A 19,282-nucleotide genomic window follows, 5' to 3' on the forward strand; every position below is an offset into this window, starting at 1 on the left:
TTGATAATTTACGCGCGATTTTGCGCTCAAGCCCTTGATTCAGCAACGATTTTGGGCAGCCCGTAATGCAAGCAAGCGTAAAAGTGGCGAAAATACCCACATCTCCAAGGCAGCATTCATGGCTCTACTTCCCATCCTTTGTTTTCCCGATCCCCGTTTGCACACGGTGGCCCAACCCGTAAGCGCTGTTGATGACCGCATCCGCGCATTGACGCGGGACATGCTCGAAACCATGTACGACGCCAGTGGCATCGGCCTGGCTGCCAGCCAGATCGATGTCCATGAGCGTGTCATCGTGATTGATGTGTCGGAAGACCGCGACCAACCCATGGTGTTGATCAACCCCGAATTGGTCTGGACCAGCGCGGAAACGCACCTGAATGAAGAGGGCTGCCTCTCCGTGCCGGGCATTTACGATGGCGTGACGCGTTTTAACGCGGTCCATTGCAAGGCTCTGGACGCGGACGGCAAAAGTCGGGTGATCGAAGCGGACGGTTTGCTGGCAGTTTGCATCCAGCACGAGATGGATCACCTGATGGGCAAAGTGTTCGTCGAGTACCTGTCGCCGCTCAAGCGCAACCGGATCAAAACCAAGATGCTCAAGGCCAAGCGCGAGGAAGCGCGCTAAGTGCCGGCAGCGTTCAAGCCGCTTCGGGTCATATTTGCAGGCACCCCTGAATTCGCCCGGCTCGCTTTGGCTGAGCTCCATGCCGCCGGCCACACCATCGCGCTGGTGTTGAGCCAGCCTGATCGGCCTGCGGGTCGTGGCATGAAGTTGCAGGCCTCGGCGGTCAAGCAATATGCGGTGGAACACCAAATTCCTGTCGCCCAACCACGCAGCTTGCGCTTGGACGGCAAGTATCCGGACGATGCCGGTTTGGCCCGCACGACGATTGCCGACGCGCAAGCGGATGTCATGGTGGTGGCTGCCTATGGGCTGATATTGCCCCAGTGGGTGCTCGACGACATGGCCGCCCCCCATGCCGATGGACGGCCCCGCTATGGCTGCTTGAATATCCACGGCTCCTTGCTCCCGCGTTGGCGGGGGGCTGCGCCTATCCACCGGGCAATCGAGTCCGGCGATACCCAAACCGGCGTCACCATCATGCAAATGGATCTGGGCCTGGATACCGGCGATATGTTGCTCAAAGAATCGCTCCCGATTGCCGATAGCGACACCACCTCGACCTTGCATGACAAGGTGGCCGCGCTAGGCGCGCGCATGGTGGTGCAAGCCTTGGCCGATGCTGCGCAGGGCGTTTTGCAGCCGGTGGTCCAGCCTGCTGAGGGTGTGACCTACGCCCACAAAATCGATAAAGACGAAGCGCCTATCCGGTGGGCCGACGATGCGGGTGCCATCGTGCGGCGCATTCGGGCCTTCAACCCATTTCCCGGTGCCAGCACCGTGTTGGAGGGTGAGGTGATCAAGGTCTGGGCTGCGCAAGCTCAGGCGACGGAAACAGCGGTTCCTTCTGGGCAAATTGTTGCTGTAACGCCCGATGGTATTGCGGTGGCTGCTATGAATTCTGTAGTGCTATTGACGGAGTTGCAGCGCCCCGGGGGCAAGCGCCTCCCGGTGGCTGACTTTTTGCGCGGCATGCCCTTGCAGGTCGGCCAGCGCTTCGATGTGCCGCCGCTGTAAGGGCTGGCTCATCCATGTTTTTTCTGCGGGAAAACTACCGCCACCCTGAGTTTCGCAAAGGCTTTCGCGACATGGCCGGCGTGGCCCCCGGCATCGCCGCGTGGGGCCTGATGACGGGCGTGGCCATGGTGAAGTCCGGATTGAGCGTCACTGAAGCCTTGCTGATGGCGCTCACCGTGTTTGCCGGTAGCTCGCAACTCGCGGCCATGCCGCTCATTCAAGCCGGTGCGCCGGTCTGGGTGATTTTGGCGACCGGCTTTTGTGTGAATTTGCGTTTCGTAGTGTTCAGTGCGCATTTGCGGCCGTATCTGATGCACCTGCCCCGTTGGCAGCGTCTGGTCACCGGCTACTTGTCTGCCGATTTGACCTATGTGCTGTTTACCCAGCGCTACCCGCAGCCGGGTGAAGGGGAAGCAGCCCGGCGCGCCCAAATGGCCTATCTCGCGGGCAATGGCGGTATCAACTGGGCCAGCTGGGTGAGTAGCAGCGTGGCCGGGGTGGTGCTGGCCAATTTTGTTCCCACGGCCTGGGGCTTGGGGTTTGCGGGCATCTTGGCACTGGTCGGCATGTTGGCCTCGTTGGCCAGCAGCCGCATGCGTTGGGTGTCGGCCGGCGTTGCCGGTTCTGCTGCGGTGGCGGCTTTTGCTTTGCCCCTCAAACTCAATATTCTGGTGGCGATTGCTGCTGCGGTGGCGGTTTGCCTGTTGCTGGAGTCACGGCTCGCACCCCTTAAGCCGGAGGAGGCTGCGGGATGAGTCTCTTTGAAAACACCGATGTCTGGACCCTGCTGACGATCGTGGGGCTGGCGTGCGTAACCGTGGTTGCGCGCTCTTTCTTTTTCATCTTCGACAGGCACTGGGAAATGCCTGCATGGGCGCAGCGTGGCTTGCAATATGCGCCCATCGCCGCTTTGGCAGCCGTGATCGTGCCGGAGATCGTGATGGTTCAGGGCCAGATAATTCACACGCTCAAAGACGCGCGCCTGTATGCGGTCGCCGCGGGTTTGGCGTATTTTTTCTGGCGGCGTGGACGGGGGCAGGCCGTGCTGGGCACCATCATGTCCGGCATGGCGGTGTATCTGCCGCTGCATATTGGCTGGGGCTGGTAGGCGCTGCACCGTACCGTACCGGGTAGGGAACCCGCACACCGGTAGTGCGCTTCTACAATGCGCGCAGTGACAGCGCTGCGCGGCTGCCGAACCGGTTTTTCAATTAACTATCTCGAGGTTTTTTCATGCAAGTGATCCGCTTTTCTGATCTGGTCGCCCAAGGCCAGGTGGCCGGCAAACGTGTTTTCATCCGTGCCGATTTGAATGTGCCTCAAGACGATGCCGGTCACATCACTGAAGACACCCGCATCCGCGCCAGCATTCCGTGCATCGAGATGGCGCTGAATGCCGGAGCTGCCGTGATGGTGACCAGCCACTTGGGGCGCCCCACTGAGGGCGAGTTCAAGCCTGAAGACTCTTTGGCCCCTGTGGCCAAGCGCATGGGCGAGCTGATGGGCCGCGAGATTCCGGTGTTGGCCAATTGGACCGACGGCGTGACGGTTGCACCCGGCCAGCTGGTGATGCTGGAAAACTGCCGCGTCAACAAGGGCGAGAAAAAGAACAACGAAGAACTCGCCAAGAAAATGGCCGCTCTGTGTGACATCTTTGTGCACGACGCGTTTGGTACTGCCCACCGCGCGGAAGCTTCCACTTACGGTATCGCCCAATTCGCGCCGGTGGCGTGTGCAGGCCCCTTGCTGGCCGCGGAAATGGATGCGATCAGCAAAGCCCTGCTGGCGCCCAAGCGCCCGCTGGTGGCCATCGTGGCGGGTTCCAAGGTGTCCACCAAGCTCACCATTTTGAAGAGCTTGGCCGACAACGTGGACCAGTTGATTGTGGGCGGCGGTATCGCGAATACCTTCATGCTGGCGGCCGGCTTGAAAATCGGCAAGAGCTTGGCTGAGCCCGATTTGTTGGCAGAGGCCACTGCAGTGATCGAGGCCATGAAAGCGCGCGGTGCCGCAGTGCCTATCCCGACGGACGTGGTCACTGCCAAAACCTTTGCGGCTGATGCGCCCGCCACCATCAAGGCTGCGACCGACGTGGCGGATGATGACCTGATTCTGGATATCGGCCCGCAGACGGCCCAGGCGTTGGCTGAGCAACTCAAGAAGGCCGGCACCATTGTGTGGAACGGCCCGGTGGGTGTGTTTGAATTCCCGGCTTTCGAGAACGGCACCAAGGTGATTGCCCACGCCATCGCGGAGAGCAGTGCCTTCAGCATTGCCGGCGGTGGCGACACGCTGGCTGCGATTGCCAAGTACGGCATCGAAAAACAAGTGGGTTACATCTCTACCGGTGGCGGTGCGTTCCTCGAAGTGCTGGAAGGCAAAACCCTGCCGGCTTTCGAGATTTTGGGCAAGCGCGCAGCGGGTTGATTTGCTATTATTTTAATAGCTAGAGGCGCAAGTTCTATGTGCGCTAAGGGCACTTCCGGCATTCAGCTGGCAGTGCCTTTTTTTATGGGCGTGTTCGCGATCAGGTGGCCGGCTGGGTTGCGCCGTCGAGTTGCAGGGCACGGATCTGCCCGGTCCCTGCTTTTTTGGCGTGTTGGAGTTGCTCGCTGGCGGCCTGTAAAAACGCTTCCCAAGTCACAGGCGCGGCCTGCAAGCGGGTCACCAGTCCCAGGCTGATCGTGACCTGTCGCCCTGCAGACTGATCCGGCTTTAGCCCCACGAGTTCGCGCACACGTTGCTCCATGTGGTTCGCAAGCTTGCGCGCGTGTGCGGGCGAGGTGTCTGGCAATAGACAGGCGAATTCTTCTCCGGCAAAACGGGCCACTACGTCGGCCGGGCGGCGCAACACCTCTTTGAGCGCTAACGCAATTGTGCGCAAGCAGTCATCTCCGGCTTGATGGCCGTAGCGGGTGTTGTAGGCCTCGAAGTGGTCCACATCCACCAGAATCAAAGAAAGTGATTGGCCGCTGCGGGTCGAGCGCGCCCACTCCGAGGCGAGCTGTTGATCAAAATAGCGGCGATTGAACACCCCAGACAAGCCGTCGAGCAGTACCAGTTTCTTCAGCATGTCTGCCTGGAACTTGAGTGTGAGCTGGGTGTGCACCCGTGCCTTGACCACTGCCGGGTTGATCGGCTTAGCAATAAAGTCCACTGCGCCCAAGCTCAGGCCGTGGGTTTCCTGGCCGGGGTCTGAGCGGGCGGTCACAAAAATGATGGGGAGCGCAGCCGTCTGAGGGTCGGCTTTCAGGGCTTTGCACACGGTGAAGCCATCCATGCCCGGCATCAGCACATCCAACAGCACCAGGTCGGGCGGGTCGCTACGGCACAGCGCCAAGGCCTGCTCACCGCTGGTCGCCATATAGACCTGGTAATCCGCAGAGAGCGTGTGCATCAGCAACTGCAGGTGTACGGGCTGGTCGTCGACCACCAGAAGCTTGGGCTTGCCGTGGGTGCTGTCCAGCAAGGCGGCAGTGTGTGAGGCAGCGGCATTCATGGTGCGGGCGATGAACTAATAAGCGGCAAAGCTGGTGATTCCACCATGACCCGTAACTCGCCGGCCCCCGTAGATACCCGCCACTGTGCGATCTTGTCCCTTGCATGTAACCAAGGTACATACAAGCGTGTAAAAATAGGTAACTACCTCTAGGAGACAGACATATGCCGCGCCGCGCCACCAAAATTGTTGCCACCCTCGGACCCGCCTCCAGCGATGCCGCCATTCTGGAGCAGATGATCCGGGCCGGTGTGAACGTGGTCCGGCTGAATTTCAGCCACGGCAAGGCGCAAGACCATATTGATCGCGCCCGTTTGGTGCGCGAAGCGGCGCAGCGCGCAGGGCGTGAAGTGGCCATCATGGCCGACCTGCAGGGCCCCAAAATTCGCGTCGGCAAGTTTGCCGAAGGTAAGGTATTTCTGGAGCAAGGCCAGAAATTTGTGCTGGATGCAGCCCGCACCGAGCTGGGTGATATCGACGCGGTGGGTCTCGATTACAAATCCCTGCCCAGCGAAGTCAAAGCCGGCGACGTGCTCTTGCTCAATGACGGTTTGATCGTGATCGTGGTGGACTCTGTGGTCGGCGACAAGGTGCACACCACCGTCAAGCTGGGCGGCGAGCTGTCCAACAACAAGGGCATCAACAAACAAGGCGGCGGCTTGACAGCGCCTGCCCTGACCGGCAAAGACATGGAAGATATCCGCACTGCGATGAGCTTCCAGGCGGACTACGTGGCCGTGAGCTTCCCAAAGAACGCCACCGACATGGAAATGGCACGCCAGCTCTGCAACGTGGCCGCCGCCGAGTACAACCACAAGCCCGGTTTGATCGCCAAGATCGAGCGCGCTGAAGCCATCCCTAAGCTCGAAGAAATTCTGCTGGCATCGGACGGCATCATGGTGGCCCGTGGTGACTTGGCTGTGGAGGTGGGTAACGCTGCAGTCCCCGCACTGCAAAAGCGCATGATCAAGATGGCCCGCGAGCACGACAAAGTGGTGATCACTGCGACCCAGATGATGGAATCCATGATCACCAACCCTGTGCCCACCCGCGCGGAGGTGAGCGACGTGGCCAACGCGGTGCTGGACGGCACCGACGCGGTGATGTTGTCCGCTGAAACCGCAGCTGGCAAGTACCCGCTGGAAACCGTGATCGAAATGGCCAAGATTTGCTTGGCAGCCGAGAGCAGCGAAATGGTCAAGCTGGATGCAGACTTCACCGGCAAGACCTTCACCCGCATCGACCAGTCCATCGCCATGGGCGCGCTGTTCACTGCTCACCACCTGGGTGCCAAAGCCATCGTGGCCATGACTGACAGCGGCAGTACCGCCTTGTGGATGAGCCGCCACCTGATCCATGTGCCGATTTACGCCTTGACCCCCAAGGTCAGCACCCAGCGCAAGATGACGCTGTACCGCAACGTGCGCCCTTTGCTGATGGGCACCAGCGCGGACCGCGATACCGCGTTGATGGATGCTGAAAAGCACCTCAAGACCCGCGGTATTGTGCAAAAGGGCGACATCTACGCCATCACTTGTGGCGAGCCGATGGGCGCACCGGGTGGTACCAACATGTTGAAGATTTGCGCGGTCAGCTAAGCGGCAACTGCAGACGAAAAAGGGAGCTGAGGCTCCCTTTTTTATGCCCCCAAGTCGAAGTGGCGGGGGTTAACCCTTGGCGAGTAGAATCCGGCAACGGTAAAAGTTACCAAGCGGTTACCAAGTCGGGCCGTTGACGGATTTTTAACTTCCTGGGGATAGAAAAATGGCACTCGTTTCGATGCGCGAGCTTCTGGACCACGCGGCAACGCATAACTATGCGATTCCAGCGTTTAACGTCAACAACCTGGAGCAAGTCCAGGCCATCATGGAGGCCGCCAAGGAAACCGGTGCCCCCGTGATCATGCAGGCTAGCGCCGGCGCCCGCAAATATGCCGGCGAACACTTTCTCAAGCACCTGATCCAGGCGGCTGTTGAGAGCTACCCCACCATTCCGGTGGTGATGCACCAAGACCATGGCCAAAGCCCCGCGGTATGCCAGGGCGCGATCGACCTGGGCTTCAGCTCGGTGATGATGGACGGCTCTTTGGAAGCCGACGGCAAAACCATCGCCAGCTTTGAATACAACGTCGAAGTCACCCGCAAGGTGGTGGACATGGCCCACAAGTTGGGTGTGACCGTGGAAGGCGAGTTGGGCTGCCTCGGCTCCCTGGAGACCATGAAGGGTGACAAGGAAGACGGCCACGGCACGGACGCTGTCATGACCCGTGAGCAGCTCCTGACAGACCCTGAAGAAGCCGCTGAGTTTGTCAAACGTACCCAGCTGGACGCTTTGGCCATTGCCATCGGTACCAGCCACGGCGCATACAAGTTCACCCGCCAGCCCACGGGCGATATCTTGGCGATTGAGCGCATCAAAGAAATTCACGCCCGTATTCCCAACACCCATTTGGTGATGCACGGCTCCAGCGCAGTACCGCAAGAGTTGCTGGCCGCCATCAACCAATACGGCGGCAAGATGGCCCAGACCTGGGGCGTGCCAGTCGAAGAAGTGCAGCGCGCCATTCAATTCGGTGTGCGCAAAGTCAATATCGACACCGATATTCGCATGGCCATGACCGCTGCTGTGCGCAAGTTCATGTTTGAGAACCCTGAAAAGTTCGATGCCCGCGAGTGGCTCAAGCCCGCCCGTGAAGCTGCCAAACAGTTGTGCAAACAGCGTTACATCGAGTTCGGTTGCGAAGGTCGTGCGGCCAGCATCAAGGGCCACAGCCTGCAAGTGGTGGCTGGCCAGTACGCGCGTGGCGAGTTGTCTCAAGTGGTGCAGGACAGCGCGGTCACCGCCTGAGCCGCTCACTCGCCGCACGCCGGCGCGAACTTGCGATAATCCAAGGCTTCGCCTTCCATTCCGGGGCGAAGCCTTTTTAATTTGTTGGACGCCATGACTTCAGCTTTGCACACCTCCGCCCTGTCCCTTCCATTGCTTGCCCGCGGCAAGGTGCGCGACAACTATGCGGTGGGCGACGACCGTATCCTGATGGTGGCCAGCGACCGTTTGAGCGCGTTTGACGTGATCATGGGTGAGCCGATTCCGGGCAAAGGCGCGCTGCTGACGCAGATGGCGCTGTTCTGGTTCGAGAAGCTGGGTAAAAATGGCGCCGATGTGTGCCCCAACCATTTGACGGGTGACGCCCCCGAGAGCGTGGTGACTGCTGCAGAGGTGGCCCAAGTGACCGGGCGCTCGATGTTGGTGAAGCGCCTCAAGCCCCTACCGGTCGAAGCCGTCGTGCGCGGCTATCTGGCGGGCAGCGGTTGGAAAGAGTACCAGCAGAACAGCGCAGTCTGCGGCGTGCCTTTGCCGGCTGGTTTGCAAAATGCCAGCAAGCTGCCGGAGCCGATTTACACCCCTGCCGCGAAGGCCGCGGTCGGTGACCATGATGAGAACATCACGTTCGAGAAAACTGTCGAGATGATCGGTCTCGATCTGGCGACACAGATTCGCGACATCAGTATCCAGATTTACAAAGTGGCAGCCGAGTTTGCGCTCACCAAGGGCATCATCATCGCGGACACCAAGTTCGAATTCGGCCTGGACAAAGATGGCACCTTGACGCTGATGGACGAGGTCTTGACCCCCGATTCATCCCGCTACTGGCCTGTGGAGAGTTACCAGGTTGGCACCAACCCCCCGAGTTACGACAAGCAGTTTGTACGCGACTGGTTGGAGCAAGCGCTGGTGGACGGCAAGCCGTGGGACAAAACGCCCCCCGCACCCCGCGTGCCCCGGGAGGTGATCGAGAAGACCGCTGACAAGTACCGCGAAGCCCTGCAGCGCTTGACCGCTTGATGTGTTGAGGCAAGGCCACAGGCACTTCGCCTGTGGCCCCAGCAGCGACGGCGTGAAACAAAAAAGGCCCCGAGGGGCCTTTTTTATTGGGCGGAAGGTGCCTTCGCTCAGTTCAGCGCCATGCTGAGCTTGCGGCGGTAGCTGGCGACCAGCTGCGCTTGCGGGTCTTGTTCCGTGACCACTTTGCCCAGCACCTCGATACCGCCTGTGGCCTTGCCGGCAGCTGCCGGGTCGACTTTGGGTTTGGGCGGGGTCAGTAGTTCCAGAATAGCCACAAAGGTCTTGCGCGGTACTTCGTTGTTCCAGGCCTTGTCGCGCATGATGATTTCCAGCAGCTCGTCCATCGAGCCGGTCCAGTCACCACCCACCATGAGCACACGGGCTTTGGCTAAGCGGGTGTCGAAGTCGCGCTTGTTGGTGGCGATCACTTCGTCAAACTGGGACGGGGTCCACAGGCCTTTGTCGTCGGTCAGTACGAACTTGATGGCATCCAGAAACTGCGCCAGTGCCTCAAAGCGCTGCTGCTTGGGGATGTAGGCCAAGGTCGGGGCCAAGGCGGCCTCGGCGTCTTCGATCATGTCGCTCTCGATCAGCAGCTTGACGTAGTCGTAGCGAGCGTCATCGTTGCCGGGGTTCAGGGTCAGGGCTTCGTGCAGCTTTTGTAAAGCGGCACGGGGGTCACCTGCTTCTGCCAGAGACTGGGCGTCTTCCACATCGGCTTCGGCTTCCAGCACTTCTTCGGTGGGCACGTGCTTGTCCAGAAACTCTTTGAGCTTGCTCTCAGGCACCGCGCCCATGAAGCCATCTGCCGGCTTGCCGTTGATCATCAGCACGCAGGTCGGAATGCTGCGGATGCCGAAAGCCTGGGCGAGCTGTTGCTCCTGGTCGGAGTCGATTTTCACCAGCTTGAAGCGGCCGCCGTAGTCGGCTTCTACCTTCTCGAGCAGCGGTCCCAGCGTCTTGCAAGGGCCGCACCAAGGCGCCCAAAAATCGACCAGAACGGGCACCTGGTGGGAGGCGGCGATGACTTCGGTTTCGAAGTTTTCTAGGGTGACGTCGATCATGGGAAGTTAGCTCGGGGTGAAAAAGTAAAATTCAACTATGAAAACAATTCAAATCGGCGTCGTCATGGGTTCCAACTCGGATTGGGACACCATGCAACACGCAGTCCAGATTCTCCAACAGTTTGGTATCGGCTTTGAGGCGCGCGTCATTTCCGCCCATCGCATGCCTGACGACATGTTCCGCTACGCCGAGGCCGCTGCGGGCCGGGGCCTGAAGGCCATCATCGCCGGAGCGGGCGGTGCGGCCCATCTGCCGGGCATGCTGGCGGCCAAAACCACGGTGCCGGTGCTGGGTGTGCCGGTGCAGAGCAAAGCGCTCTCCGGGGTCGACTCTTTGCACAGCATTGTGCAAATGCCCAAGGGCATTCCGGTCGCGACCTTTGCCATCGGCAGCGCCGGTGCTGCCAACGCTGCCCTGTTTGCAGTAGCGCTGCTGGCCAACGAAAACCCTGACCTGCGTATGGAGCTGGATGCGTTCCGCATCGACCAGACGCAAACCGCCCGCAACATGACCCTGCCGGTGACCGGTAGCGCGACCTAATGGCCGCGATGGACACCGCACCGGCCGCTGCCGCGTTAGGCGGCAGCAAAGAGACCACCTTGGGCGTGATGGGTGGTGGCCAGCTAGGTCGCATGTTTGCGCATGCTGCGCAGCAGATGGGTTTTTTCACCGCCGTGCTGGACCCGGATACGACCAGCCCTGCCGGTCGCATCAGCCACCACCATGTGCAAACTGCGTACACCGACCCTGAGGGCTTGGCCCGATTGGCTGCGGTGTCTGCCGCCATCACCACCGAGTTTGAGAATGTGCCGGCCGAGGCGCTGAACCAACTGGCGCGAAGCCGCCCGGTGGCGCCCAGCGGGGCTGCGGTTGCCATCGCGCAAGACCGCACGGCGGAAAAGGCGCACTTTGTGCAATGCGGCGTGCCTTGCGCCCCTTACGCAGTGATCGAGACGGCTGAGCAATTGGCCGTCATTGATGCCAATCTGCTGCCCGGTATTCTGAAGACCGCCCGCATGGGCTACGACGGCAAAGGCCAGGTGCGGGTCAAAACCCCCGTCGAGTTGGCTGCCGCATGGACCGACTTGGGGCAAGTGCCCTGTGTGCTGGAGAAGATGTTGCCCCTTCAGTGGGAGTGCAGCGTCATCGTGGCGCGCGGTGCCGATGGCACTTGCGTGAACCTGCCAGTGCAGCGCAACCTGCACCGCGACGGTATTCTGGCGGTCACTGAGGTTTATGAAGGAAATGTGCCTCCAGCCCTCGCGGAGCGTGCGGTTGCTGCTGCGAAATCGATAGCGCAGGGTGTGGGCTACGTCGGTGTGCTGTGTGTGGAGTTCTTTGTGCTCGATGAGTCGAACCCTGCCGCTGCTGGCCTGGGCGGCTTGGTGGTCAACGAAATGGCGCCGCGTCCGCACAACAGCGGCCACTACAGCATGGACGCCTGCGATGTCTCGCAGTTCCACCTGCAGGTGCGCACGCTGGCTGGCTTGCCGCTGGTGCAACCGCGCCAGCACAGCCCGTCCATCATGCTCAACCTGCTGGGCGATGTGTGGCCTGAGGATGGTCGTAATGGCGGTGTGCCCGATTGGTCTGCCGTGCTGGCCTTGCCCGGCACCCACCTGCACCTGTATGGCAAGCTCGACGCCAAAAAGGGCCGCAAGATGGGGCACCTCAATATCACCGGCGCCACCATCGAGCAGGTGCGCGCCACCGCGCTGGAAGCGGCCCGCATTCTCGGCATTGCCGCTTTTTGACCGGTCCTTACCCGAGCGCAACCTGCATGATTGTTTCTGCCTACCATTTCGCTGACGGTATTGAGCTTGCTCCTGATTCCATAGCTGCTGCCGCAGATGCCGTGCGCGCTGGAGGCCTGATGGGCTTGCCTACCGAGACGGTGTACGGCTTGGGGGCTGACGCCTCCGACCCGGCGGCCGTGGGGCAGATATTCGCCGCCAAGGGGCGTCCGGCGGACCACCCCCTGATCGTGCATGTGGCGGCCTTTGATGGCGGCATGGGCGGTGTGGCGCACTATTGCGCCCGGGTGCCGGCGTTTGCCCAGCAGCTGATGTCGGCCTTTTGGCCCGGTCCACTGACCCTGATCCTGCCGCGCAAGGACGGCGTAGGCGCAGCGGCTGCCGGCGGGCAAAACAGCATCGGACTGCGCTGCCCGTCACACCCGGTGGCCCAAGCGGTGCTGTCTTTGCTGCGCAAGCCCTCCGATGGCGGGCGCGTGGTCTGGGGGATTGCGGCCCCTAGCGCCAACAAATTCGGCCGGGTCAGCCCTACCACCGCGGCCCATGTGCACAGCGAATTTGGGGACGACTTGTTGATCCTCGATGGCGGCCCCTGCGAGGTGGGCATTGAGTCCACCATCATCGACTGCACCCGGGGTGCGCCGGTGCTCTTGCGCCCGGGGTCCATCACTGCCCAGCAGGTCGAAGACGCGTGCGGGCGTAAATTGCTATCAAAAGAAGAGCTGGAGGCGCAGACGCAGCAGGCGCCCCGGGCCTCCGGGACTCTGGAGTCTCACTATGCGCCCAGCGCCACCGTGCGTCTGATGGACGCCCAGGCCCTGCAAGCGGCCCTTGATTTGCTGAGCAGCGCAAAACCTGCGGACCCGCGCCCCACGATTGCGCTGTACCACCGCAGCCCGCTGCAGGTGCGTTCGCCGTTGGTGTCCCCCCACCGCATGCCGGTGCATGCCCAGCCGGCGGCGCACGAGCTGTTCTCCAAGCTGCGGGAGATGGATGCGCTCGGCGTGAAGCTGATCTGGGTTGAAACTCCGCCCGACACCCCCGAGTGGGATGGCGTGCGCGACCGCCTGACCCGCGCAGCGGCCTGAAGCCGCCCGCCACCCTGCGTTTTACTGATCCCGCCCGGCCCAGTCCACCAAGGCGTCCAGCGCAGGGCGGGCCTCATTGGCGTTGGGGTGGTTGATAAAGGCAACCAGCACATAGCGCTTGCCACTCACCGCATGCACATAGCCCGCCAAGGTGACCACGCCGTTGAGGGTGCCGGTTTTCAGGTGAGCGGTGCCGCTGGTGCGGGTCTTGATGCGCTTGAGCGTGCCATCGACCCCCGTGATCGGTAGGGATGACATCAACTCCGGCATAAAGGGGGCGGTGAACGTGGCTTGCAACAGCCGGCCCATGGCTTGCGCGCTGATGCGCTCCTGGCGGGAGAGGCCGGAGCCGTTGTCCAGCACTGGGGCGTCGTCGGTGCCGATCCGGTCTTTCCACCAGCGTTGCACCAGCGTGCGGCTGGCGGCAAAGCTGCCCGGTGGCAGGTTGACGTCCGCCACTGTGTCGACCGGCAACCCTTGGGCGGTGCCTGCCACGCGGCCCAGCGTCAAAAACACCTGCTGGGCCATCACGTTGTTGCTGTATTTGTTGATGTCGCGAATCACCTCCGCCAGCGACGCGGACTGGGTCATCAGTGCCGGTTTGCCGGCCAACAGGGCTGCTGGCACGCTGCCAGTGCGCACGCTGCCCAGCACCCGGCCCCCCATGCTCTCCCACAGGCCTTGCACGGTGCGTACGGCATAGGCTTTAGGGTCGGCGTAGGCGACAGGCCAGACTTTTTCACCGCACGCCGCGGGGTAGTTGCCGCCAAAGCGGACGCGCAAGGGGTCTGAAAAATCGGCCTTGAGAGCGCCGCGGTAGTCCCCGCATTCGGCGGCGGTGGTGTTGAGCGCTACGGTGGCGGGCAGGCTCACTCCGGCCAGGGGTGGGTCGTACTGCACATAGGCGAGGTTGGCGCTGCGGTCCGGGGTGAATGTCATCACCACCGACTTGAAGTTGAGCAGCATCGCATCGGGGGCCACGTTGTAGGGGCGCAGGGGCTCACCATCGAACTTGGCCGGGTCGGGCTCGGGCACGTCGAGTGCGCTGCGGTCGAGCACGATGTCGCCGGCAATGGTCTTGATGCCCATGCCCTGCACCCGGCGCATCAGCAGCCACAGTCGCTCCATCACCAGCTTGGGGTCGCCCTGGCCCTTGAGGTAGAGGCTGCCATTGAGCACGCCGTTTTGTACCGTTCCATCGAGGTACACCGGCGTGGTCCAGGTGTAAGCGGGCCCCAGCAGGTCGAGGGCGGCAATGGTGGTCACCAGTTTCATGGTGGACGCCGGGTTCATGGGGCTGGTGCTGCGGTGGGCCAAACGCGGTGTTGCGCCGCCTTGGGCATCGGTCACGAGGAAAGACACTGCATCGCGCGGTACTTTGGCGCGGGCCAGCGCTGCATCGACTTCGGGGGGCAGGGCTTGGGCCGAGACGGCGGCGTGCAGGGCCCACACGGCGAGGGCGGCACAGGCGGAGCGGGAAAGTGAGCGGGAGAACAACATGGGGGCATTATCCGGCCCGCCCCAGCAGGGATAATTGGGGCATGAACCTGTTGGCCCTAGATACCGGAACCGAATTTCTCTCGATCGCCCTGCGCACCGACGGGCCCCATGGCTCGCGTGTCGTCGAGCATCAGAGCGCCGGGGGGGCCAAGGCATCGACCGATTTGATTGCGGCCGTATTGCAGATGCTGGCAGACGCTGGGGTGCGCTTGGCAGACCTGGACGCCATTTGCTTTGGCAGCGGCCCGGGCTCGTTTACCGGTTTGCGCACCGCTTGCTCGGTGGTGCAGGGCTTGGCCTTCGGGGCAGGGGTGCCGGTGTTGCCGGTGGACTCGCTGTTGGTTGTTGCCGAAGACGCGCGGTTTCGTGCCCTGCCGGACGTGCCGGTGCTGCAAGTGACCGCCCTGTTGGATGCCCGCATGGACGAGATGTATGCCGCCCGTTATCGTTTTGAAAACGGCCAGTGGCAGACCTTGAGCGCCAGTGCCCTACTGCGGCCCGAGGACTGGGCTGCCAGCCCCGCGGACGACGCGCCCCATGTCGTCGCGGGCAATGTATTTACGGTATATGCCGATCGCCTGTCTCCTGCATCGCTGCAGGCTGCTCAGGTCGTGCCGGCCTTGCCTTTGGCTGCCGCCATGTTGCGTGTGGCACCTGCCTTGCTCGCCCAGGGTCTGGCCGTGGATGCTGCTTTGGCCATGCCCAGCTACATCCGCGACAAAGTCGCCAAAACCACTGCCGAGCGGGAGGCTGAAAAAGCCGCTGCCCTTGCGGCCGCTGTGCCATGAGCCCCTATCGCGCGGTGCCCGCAGCAGACGTAGTCCACGAAGCCACGTTCGAGCCCATGCTCGCGGATTCGCTGGACCGGGTGCTTCAGGTGGAGCAACGCACCTACGCCCACCCCTGGAGTCGTGCCAACTTTATTGATGCCCTGCACAGTGGCTACCAGGCCCAGATGATCACTGGCCGCGGCGAGTTGTTGGGTTACTTTGTGGCCATGAAAGGGGTGGACGAAGTGCACTTGCTCAACATCACGGTCGCCCCCGAATACCAAGGCCAGGGCTGGGCCCGCGTCATGCTCGATGCCTTGGGCGTCTGGGCCCGCGGGCAAGGCGCACAGTGGCTCTGGCTGGAGGTGCGGGTGCATAACGCACGCGCCATCCAGGTCTACGAGGCGCATGGCTTTCGCCGCGTGGGCATGCGCAAAGCCTATTACCCCGCAGACCGCGGGCAGCGCGAAGACGCCATTGTCATGAGCCTGGCACTGGAGCACTGAACACCATGACATTGCAACTCGACGAGCGCCAACGCGCCATGCTGCTGGAAATGGGCGTTCGCGTCTGGTTGCCAGGCACCGCCTTCGCAGTCCAGGCAGATAACGACCCGGCACCCGTAGCGCCCACCCGTGCGGCGGTGGCCAGCCCGGTGCTCCGTGCGCCGCAGCCCGCACCGGTAGTGCCCAAGGCCCCTGCAGCCGCCCCGGAGGCGTTGCCGGTGCAACCTTCGGACTTGGCCACGCTGGACTGGAATGGCTTGGCAGACACTGCCGCGGCCTGCACCGCCTGCGGCTTGTGCGCGGGCCGCAAATTCGGCACCCTGCAACCAGCCGCCCAAACCCAGGCCGATTGGATGGTGGTGGGGGATCCGCCGGAAGAGGAGGAAGACGCCGCCGCCCAAGCCTTCACCGGTGCACCCGGGCAACTGCTCGACAACATGCTGCAAGCCGTGGGAGCAAGCCGCACCGGCAGCGGGCCGCAAGGCGCCTATGCCACCAATGTGGTGAAGTGCCGCCCGCCGCATGGCCGCAACCCCGCGCCTGCCGACCTGGCGGAGTGCGCGCAGTTCCTGCAGCGCGAGGTGGAGCTGGTCCGGCCGAAAGTGATTTTTGCGGTAGGCCGCTTCGCTATTCAGACGCTGTTGTCCGAGCATGGCGCGCTGGCCACCCAACCCTTGGGCAAGCTGCGCGGCATGGTGTACCGCTACCGCGGCATTCCGGTGGTGGTGAGTTACCACCCCAAGCTGTTGCTGCGCAATAGCGCGGACAAAGCCAAAGCCTGGGCCGACTTGTGCCTGGCCATGGACAGCGTCACCCCTTCTTAAAATAGGTCCCCATGACATTTATTGAACAATTGCGCACTGCCGAGCGCGAAAACGGCTCGTTGTTGTGCGTGGGGCTGGACCCGGAGCCGGCCAAATTTCCGACCCATTGGCGCGGAGACGCCAGCAAGATTTACGACTTTTGCGCGGCCATCGTCGACGCCACGGCGGATCTGGTGAACTCGTTCAAGCCGCAGATTGCCTACTTTGCCGCCCATGGAGCCGAGGCCCAACTCGAAAAGCTGATGGAGCACATGCGCCGTACCGCGCCGGGCGTGCCGGTCATTCTGGATGCCAAGCGCGGCGACATCGGCAGCACCGCAGAACAGTACGCCAAAGAGGCGTTTGAGCGCTACGGCGCCGATGCGGTCACCCTTTCGCCCTTCATGGGTTTTGACTCGGTCGCTCCGTATTTGAAGTACCGCGGCAAAGGCGCGTTCCTGTTGTGCCGCACCTCCAACCCCGGGGGCGACGATTTCCAGCCGCAGCGCTTGCTGGATGTGCCCGGGCAGCCACGGCTGTATGAACACATTGCAGCCCTCGCACAAGGGCCATGGAACCTCAACGGCCAGTTAGGGCTGGTGGTCGGAGCGACCTATCCAGCGGAGATCGAGCGGGTGCGGGCATTGGCGCCCACGGTTCCCCTGCTGATTCCCGGGGTCGGCGCTCAGGGCGGCGATGCGGTCGCCACCGTCAAGGCCGGTTGGAAGTCGGTGAACGGCGAGACGACCGCGCCGATCGCGGTGAACTCTTCCCGTGCGATTTTGTATGCGTCTGCGGGTATGGACTTTGCGTCTGCTGCCCGGGCAGAAGCAATCCGGACCCGCGCAACCTTGCAGCAGGCGGCGGCTGCTTAGTCACCGTCGGTAAGTGTTTGTAACGCAGCTGATGGAATAGGGGTACCACACCGTAATCTTCATTGAAGGGCTTGTTAGCAAGGGTGCGCAAGTCAATCCGCCAATGAAAGACGGTATGGAAACAGATACATCTCCTATTACACAGCAGCCGCGCGCCAGTGCACCTCAGCGGAGTGCCGGCATCTCCATGGTGGGGCTCTCAGCAGCTGCGCTTGCCGCTTGCGGCGGAGGAGAGGGTGGTAGTACTGCCGCCACGACGACGACTTACACACCGGTAGACACAGGCAGGAGCGTGGCCTTGACCAGCTCTGCCGCGCCTGTCAATGATGCGCAGGCGGCCCGGTTTCTCTTGCAGGCGGGTTTGTCTGCGAGCAGCGCCGAGATTGCCTCGGTGCGCAGCTTGGGCTACGCCGGTTGGATGAAGGCCGAGATCGCCAAACCGTCAGGCATCAGTGGATGGGACTGGCTCGACTCGCAGGGTTACGGCAATGCCTTGAACCCCGGCAACTTTTACGACTCTGAGTCTCCCGGCGACCACATGATCTGGAGCCAATTGGCGACCGCTTCAGATCCCATGCGCAAGCGCGCCGCCTTGGCACTTTCAGAGATATTGGTGGTGTCCCTCACTGGCTTGGATATCAGCTGGCGCAGCCATGCGATCGCACGGTACTGGGACATTTTGGTGCAGCACGCGTTCGGCAACTTCAGGGACCTGCTGGAGGCCGTGACCCTGAATGCTGCGATGGGGGTCTACCTCAATACCAAAGGCAACCTGAAAGAAAACGCCAGCACTGGGCGCCTGCCCGATGAGAATTACGCCCGCGAGGTCATGCAGCTATTCACCATCGGGCTCTACAAGCTGAACCCGGATGGCACTCAGCAGTTGGACGGCAACGGCAAACCGCAAGAAACCTACACCCCCAGCGATGTTGCCAACTTGGCCCGTGTATTCACCGGCTATGACTTCGATCGCAGCCAGAACGTAGATACCGTGATCCCCCAAACCGGTGGCGGCACCCGTACCATTCCTAACACCAGTTATGTCCGCTTGCCGATGACGCTCACGGAATCCAAGCATTCGAAATTGAAAGTCGAATTCTTGGGAAGCACCATATCGGAGAACACGCTGGGAGCAGATGCCTTAAGGGCCGCGCTGAAAACCTTGTTCAACCACCAAAATACGGCCCCATTCATTTGCAAACAGTTGATCCAGCGCTTGGTTACGAGCAACCCCACTCCGGCCTACGTGGCCCGTGTGGCGGCCGTTTTTGCCAATAACGGGGCGGGTGTGCGGGGCGACATGGCCTATGTGTTTGCCGCCATCTTGAATGACGACGAGGCACGCAACGCCACCGGGTTGACTGCCCCGGAGTTCGGCAAGCTGCGTGAGCCCATGTTGCGCTTGGTGCAGTGGTTACGCACCTTCAACGTGACCTCCGCCGCGGGCACCTGGAAGATTTGGAATACGAGCAACGCGGCTGATTCCTTGGGCCAAAGCCCCTTGCGGTCTCCGTCGGTGTTTAATTTTTTCCGTCCCGGCTATGTGCCGCCGTCTACAGTGGCGCCACCGGCGACTGGCTTGAGTGCTGGGAAAGTGGCCCCCGAATTCCAGATCGTGAACGAGAGCAGCGTCGGAGGCTACCTGAACCTCATGATGAATGTGATCGACACGGGTTTTAACTCCGGCGACATCAAGGCCGCGTACACCACCGAGCTGACGCTGGTGCTCGACCCAACAGCGTTGGTGCAACGCCTGAACCTGCTGATGGCTGCAGGGCAGTTGTCCGCTAGCACGGTGAGTACCATTGTCACCGCTCTGTCTGGTGTGAACGTGACAGCCAGCAGCAGTGCCGCGATAAAGCGCAACCGGGTGTGCGCGGCGGTTCTCATGGTGATGGCGAGTGTGGAATATCTGGTTCAAAAATAAGGCGCAA

General features: G+C 61.9%; 19 protein-coding genes. 16 read left to right on the forward strand and 3 right to left on the reverse strand.

Translation table 11 applies throughout. From position 1 onward, the window contains the following. Positions 1 to 118 precede the first annotated feature (118 nt). The 5 genes from def (at position 119) to RAE21_RS17375 (ending at position 4,069) form a co-directional block, all read left to right on the forward strand. Positions 119 to 628, forward strand: coding sequence for a peptide deformylase (gene def, locus RAE21_RS17355; protein WP_313882434.1), 510 nt, complete (start codon positions 119 to 121; stop codon positions 626 to 628). After that, on the forward strand, positions 629 to 1,642 hold the full coding sequence (fmt, locus tag RAE21_RS17360; RefSeq protein WP_313882435.1) for a methionyl-tRNA formyltransferase: 1,014 nt from the start codon (positions 629 to 631) through the stop codon (positions 1,640 to 1,642). Between the two features lie 14 nt (positions 1,643 to 1,656). Beyond that, positions 1,657 to 2,397: an AzlC family ABC transporter permease gene (locus RAE21_RS17365; protein ID WP_313882436.1), complete on the forward strand. Its 741-nt coding sequence runs from the start codon at positions 1,657 to 1,659 to the stop codon at positions 2,395 to 2,397. Continuing rightward, positions 2,394 to 2,750 carry an AzlD domain-containing protein gene (locus RAE21_RS17370; RefSeq protein ID WP_313882437.1) on the forward strand — a complete coding sequence of 119 codons (357 nt, stop codon included), beginning with the start codon at positions 2,394 to 2,396 and terminating at the stop codon, positions 2,748 to 2,750. Before RAE21_RS17365 ends, RAE21_RS17370 begins: the two co-directional genes overlap by 4 nt. A gap of 125 nt (positions 2,751 to 2,875) precedes the next feature. Continuing rightward, positions 2,876 to 4,069 (forward strand): phosphoglycerate kinase, encoded by a 1,194-nt coding sequence (locus RAE21_RS17375; RefSeq protein ID WP_313882438.1) that lies wholly within the window; start codon positions 2,876 to 2,878, stop codon positions 4,067 to 4,069. Positions 4,070 to 4,169: 100 nt separating this feature from the next. Here the strand turns inward: RAE21_RS17375 and RAE21_RS17380 are convergent, their stop codons facing one another. Then, entirely contained in the window at positions 4,170 to 5,141 is a 972-nt protein-coding gene (locus RAE21_RS17380; RefSeq protein ID WP_313882439.1) for a diguanylate cyclase domain-containing protein, read from the reverse strand. A 164-nt stretch (positions 5,142 to 5,305) separates the two neighbouring features. Here RAE21_RS17380 and pyk point away from each other — a divergent pair, with 164 nt between their 5' ends. From pyk to RAE21_RS17395, 3 genes are all read left to right on the forward strand, one after another. Beyond that, a complete protein-coding gene (gene pyk / locus RAE21_RS17385; RefSeq protein ID WP_313882440.1) occupies positions 5,306 to 6,739 on the forward strand; it encodes a pyruvate kinase in 1,434 nt (477 codons plus the stop codon). Between the two features lie 166 nt (positions 6,740 to 6,905). After that, positions 6,906 to 7,988 carry a class II fructose-bisphosphate aldolase gene (gene fba, locus RAE21_RS17390; protein WP_313882441.1) on the forward strand — a complete coding sequence of 361 codons (1,083 nt, stop codon included), beginning with the start codon at positions 6,906 to 6,908 and terminating at the stop codon, positions 7,986 to 7,988. 93 nt (positions 7,989 to 8,081) lie between these two features. Continuing rightward, entirely contained in the window at positions 8,082 to 8,987 is a 906-nt protein-coding gene (locus RAE21_RS17395; RefSeq protein WP_313874834.1) for a phosphoribosylaminoimidazolesuccinocarboxamide synthase, read from the forward strand. A gap of 107 nt (positions 8,988 to 9,094) precedes the next feature. On the opposite strand, the gene trxA is transcribed toward RAE21_RS17395, so the two are convergent. Continuing rightward, on the reverse strand, positions 9,095 to 10,051 hold the full coding sequence (trxA, locus tag RAE21_RS17400; protein WP_313882442.1) for a thioredoxin: 957 nt from the start codon (positions 10,049 to 10,051) through the stop codon (positions 9,095 to 9,097). Positions 10,052 to 10,088: 37 nt separating this feature from the next. On the opposite strand from trxA, the gene purE reads away from it, so the two are divergent. Genes purE through RAE21_RS17415 form a run of 3 tightly spaced genes read left to right on the forward strand, consistent with a single transcriptional unit; the run spans position 10,089 to position 12,894 of the window. After that, positions 10,089 to 10,592: a 5-(carboxyamino)imidazole ribonucleotide mutase gene (gene purE / locus RAE21_RS17405; RefSeq protein WP_313874842.1), complete on the forward strand. Its 504-nt coding sequence runs from the start codon at positions 10,089 to 10,091 to the stop codon at positions 10,590 to 10,592. 8 nt (positions 10,593 to 10,600) lie between these two features. Next, positions 10,601 to 11,806: a 5-(carboxyamino)imidazole ribonucleotide synthase gene (locus RAE21_RS17410; protein WP_313882443.1), complete on the forward strand. Its 1,206-nt coding sequence runs from the start codon at positions 10,601 to 10,603 to the stop codon at positions 11,804 to 11,806. A 26-nt stretch (positions 11,807 to 11,832) separates the two neighbouring features. Beyond that, the gene (locus RAE21_RS17415; RefSeq protein ID WP_313882444.1) at positions 11,833 to 12,894 is read left to right on the forward strand and encodes an L-threonylcarbamoyladenylate synthase; all 1,062 of its coding nucleotides are present in this window, start codon (positions 11,833 to 11,835) and stop codon (positions 12,892 to 12,894) included. Between the two features lie 21 nt (positions 12,895 to 12,915). Here RAE21_RS17415 and dacB read toward each other — a convergent pair whose 3' ends face one another. Next, a complete protein-coding gene (dacB, locus tag RAE21_RS17420; protein WP_313882445.1) occupies positions 12,916 to 14,394 on the reverse strand; it encodes a D-alanyl-D-alanine carboxypeptidase/D-alanyl-D-alanine endopeptidase in 1,479 nt (492 codons plus the stop codon). A gap of 41 nt (positions 14,395 to 14,435) precedes the next feature. Here dacB and tsaB point away from each other — a divergent pair, with 41 nt between their 5' ends. The 5 genes from tsaB (at position 14,436) to RAE21_RS17445 (ending at position 19,275) form a co-directional block, all read left to right on the forward strand. After that, complete coding sequence (tsaB, locus tag RAE21_RS17425) at positions 14,436 to 15,182, forward strand: tRNA (adenosine(37)-N6)-threonylcarbamoyltransferase complex dimerization subunit type 1 TsaB (protein WP_313882446.1); 747 nt, start codon at positions 14,436 to 14,438, stop codon at positions 15,180 to 15,182. Continuing rightward, entirely contained in the window at positions 15,179 to 15,670 is a 492-nt protein-coding gene (gene rimI, locus RAE21_RS17430) for a ribosomal protein S18-alanine N-acetyltransferase (RefSeq protein ID WP_428984043.1), read from the forward strand. The genes tsaB and rimI overlap by 4 nt, the downstream gene beginning before the upstream one ends. 5 nt (positions 15,671 to 15,675) lie before the next feature. Continuing rightward, positions 15,676 to 16,494 carry a uracil-DNA glycosylase gene (locus RAE21_RS17435; protein WP_313882447.1) on the forward strand — a complete coding sequence of 273 codons (819 nt, stop codon included), beginning with the start codon at positions 15,676 to 15,678 and terminating at the stop codon, positions 16,492 to 16,494. A gap of 11 nt (positions 16,495 to 16,505) precedes the next feature. After that, positions 16,506 to 17,348, forward strand: a complete 843-nt coding sequence (gene pyrF / locus RAE21_RS17440) for an orotidine-5'-phosphate decarboxylase (protein WP_313882448.1) — start codon at positions 16,506 to 16,508, stop codon at positions 17,346 to 17,348. 115 nt (positions 17,349 to 17,463) lie between these two features. Next, positions 17,464 to 19,275: a DUF1800 domain-containing protein gene (locus tag RAE21_RS17445; RefSeq protein WP_313882449.1), complete on the forward strand. Its 1,812-nt coding sequence runs from the start codon at positions 17,464 to 17,466 to the stop codon at positions 19,273 to 19,275. Positions 19,276 to 19,282 lie beyond the last annotated feature (7 nt).

Source organism: Rhodoferax potami (assembly GCF_032193765.1).
Classification (GTDB): domain Bacteria; phylum Pseudomonadota; class Gammaproteobacteria; order Burkholderiales; family Burkholderiaceae_C; genus Allorhodoferax; species Allorhodoferax potami.

Bases quoted from the DNA above. Each gene is read 5' to 3' on its own strand.
- RAE21_RS17445 (WP_313882449.1), top strand. From the start codon at position 17,464: ATGGAAACAGATACATCTCCTATTACACAGCAGCCGCGCGCCAGTGCA.
- RAE21_RS17370 (WP_313882437.1), top strand. From the start codon at position 2,394: ATGAGTCTCTTTGAAAACACCGATGTCTGGACCCTGCTGACGATCGTG.
- RAE21_RS17380 (WP_313882439.1), bottom strand. From the start codon at position 5,141: ATGAATGCCGCTGCCTCACACACTGCCGCCTTGCTGGACAGCACCCAC.
- trxA (WP_313882442.1), bottom strand. From the start codon at position 10,051: ATGATCGACGTCACCCTAGAAAACTTCGAAACCGAAGTCATCGCCGCC.
- tsaB (WP_313882446.1), top strand. From the start codon at position 14,436: ATGAACCTGTTGGCCCTAGATACCGGAACCGAATTTCTCTCGATCGCC.
- RAE21_RS17395 (WP_313874834.1), top strand. From the start codon at position 8,082: ATGACTTCAGCTTTGCACACCTCCGCCCTGTCCCTTCCATTGCTTGCC.
- RAE21_RS17435 (WP_313882447.1), top strand. From the start codon at position 15,676: ATGACATTGCAACTCGACGAGCGCCAACGCGCCATGCTGCTGGAAATG.
- pyk (WP_313882440.1), top strand. From the start codon at position 5,306: ATGCCGCGCCGCGCCACCAAAATTGTTGCCACCCTCGGACCCGCCTCC.
- dacB (WP_313882445.1), bottom strand. From the start codon at position 14,394: ATGTTGTTCTCCCGCTCACTTTCCCGCTCCGCCTGTGCCGCCCTCGCC.
- RAE21_RS17415 (WP_313882444.1), top strand. From the start codon at position 11,833: ATGATTGTTTCTGCCTACCATTTCGCTGACGGTATTGAGCTTGCTCCT.
- RAE21_RS17410 (WP_313882443.1), top strand. From the start codon at position 10,601: ATGGACACCGCACCGGCCGCTGCCGCGTTAGGCGGCAGCAAAGAGACC.
- fba (WP_313882441.1), top strand. From the start codon at position 6,906: ATGGCACTCGTTTCGATGCGCGAGCTTCTGGACCACGCGGCAACGCAT.
- purE (WP_313874842.1), top strand. From the start codon at position 10,089: ATGAAAACAATTCAAATCGGCGTCGTCATGGGTTCCAACTCGGATTGG.
- pyrF (WP_313882448.1), top strand. From the start codon at position 16,506: ATGACATTTATTGAACAATTGCGCACTGCCGAGCGCGAAAACGGCTCG.
- rimI (WP_428984043.1), top strand. From the start codon at position 15,179: ATGAGCCCCTATCGCGCGGTGCCCGCAGCAGACGTAGTCCACGAAGCC.
- def (WP_313882434.1), top strand. From the start codon at position 119: ATGGCTCTACTTCCCATCCTTTGTTTTCCCGATCCCCGTTTGCACACG.
- RAE21_RS17375 (WP_313882438.1), top strand. From the start codon at position 2,876: ATGCAAGTGATCCGCTTTTCTGATCTGGTCGCCCAAGGCCAGGTGGCC.
- RAE21_RS17365 (WP_313882436.1), top strand. From the start codon at position 1,657: ATGTTTTTTCTGCGGGAAAACTACCGCCACCCTGAGTTTCGCAAAGGC.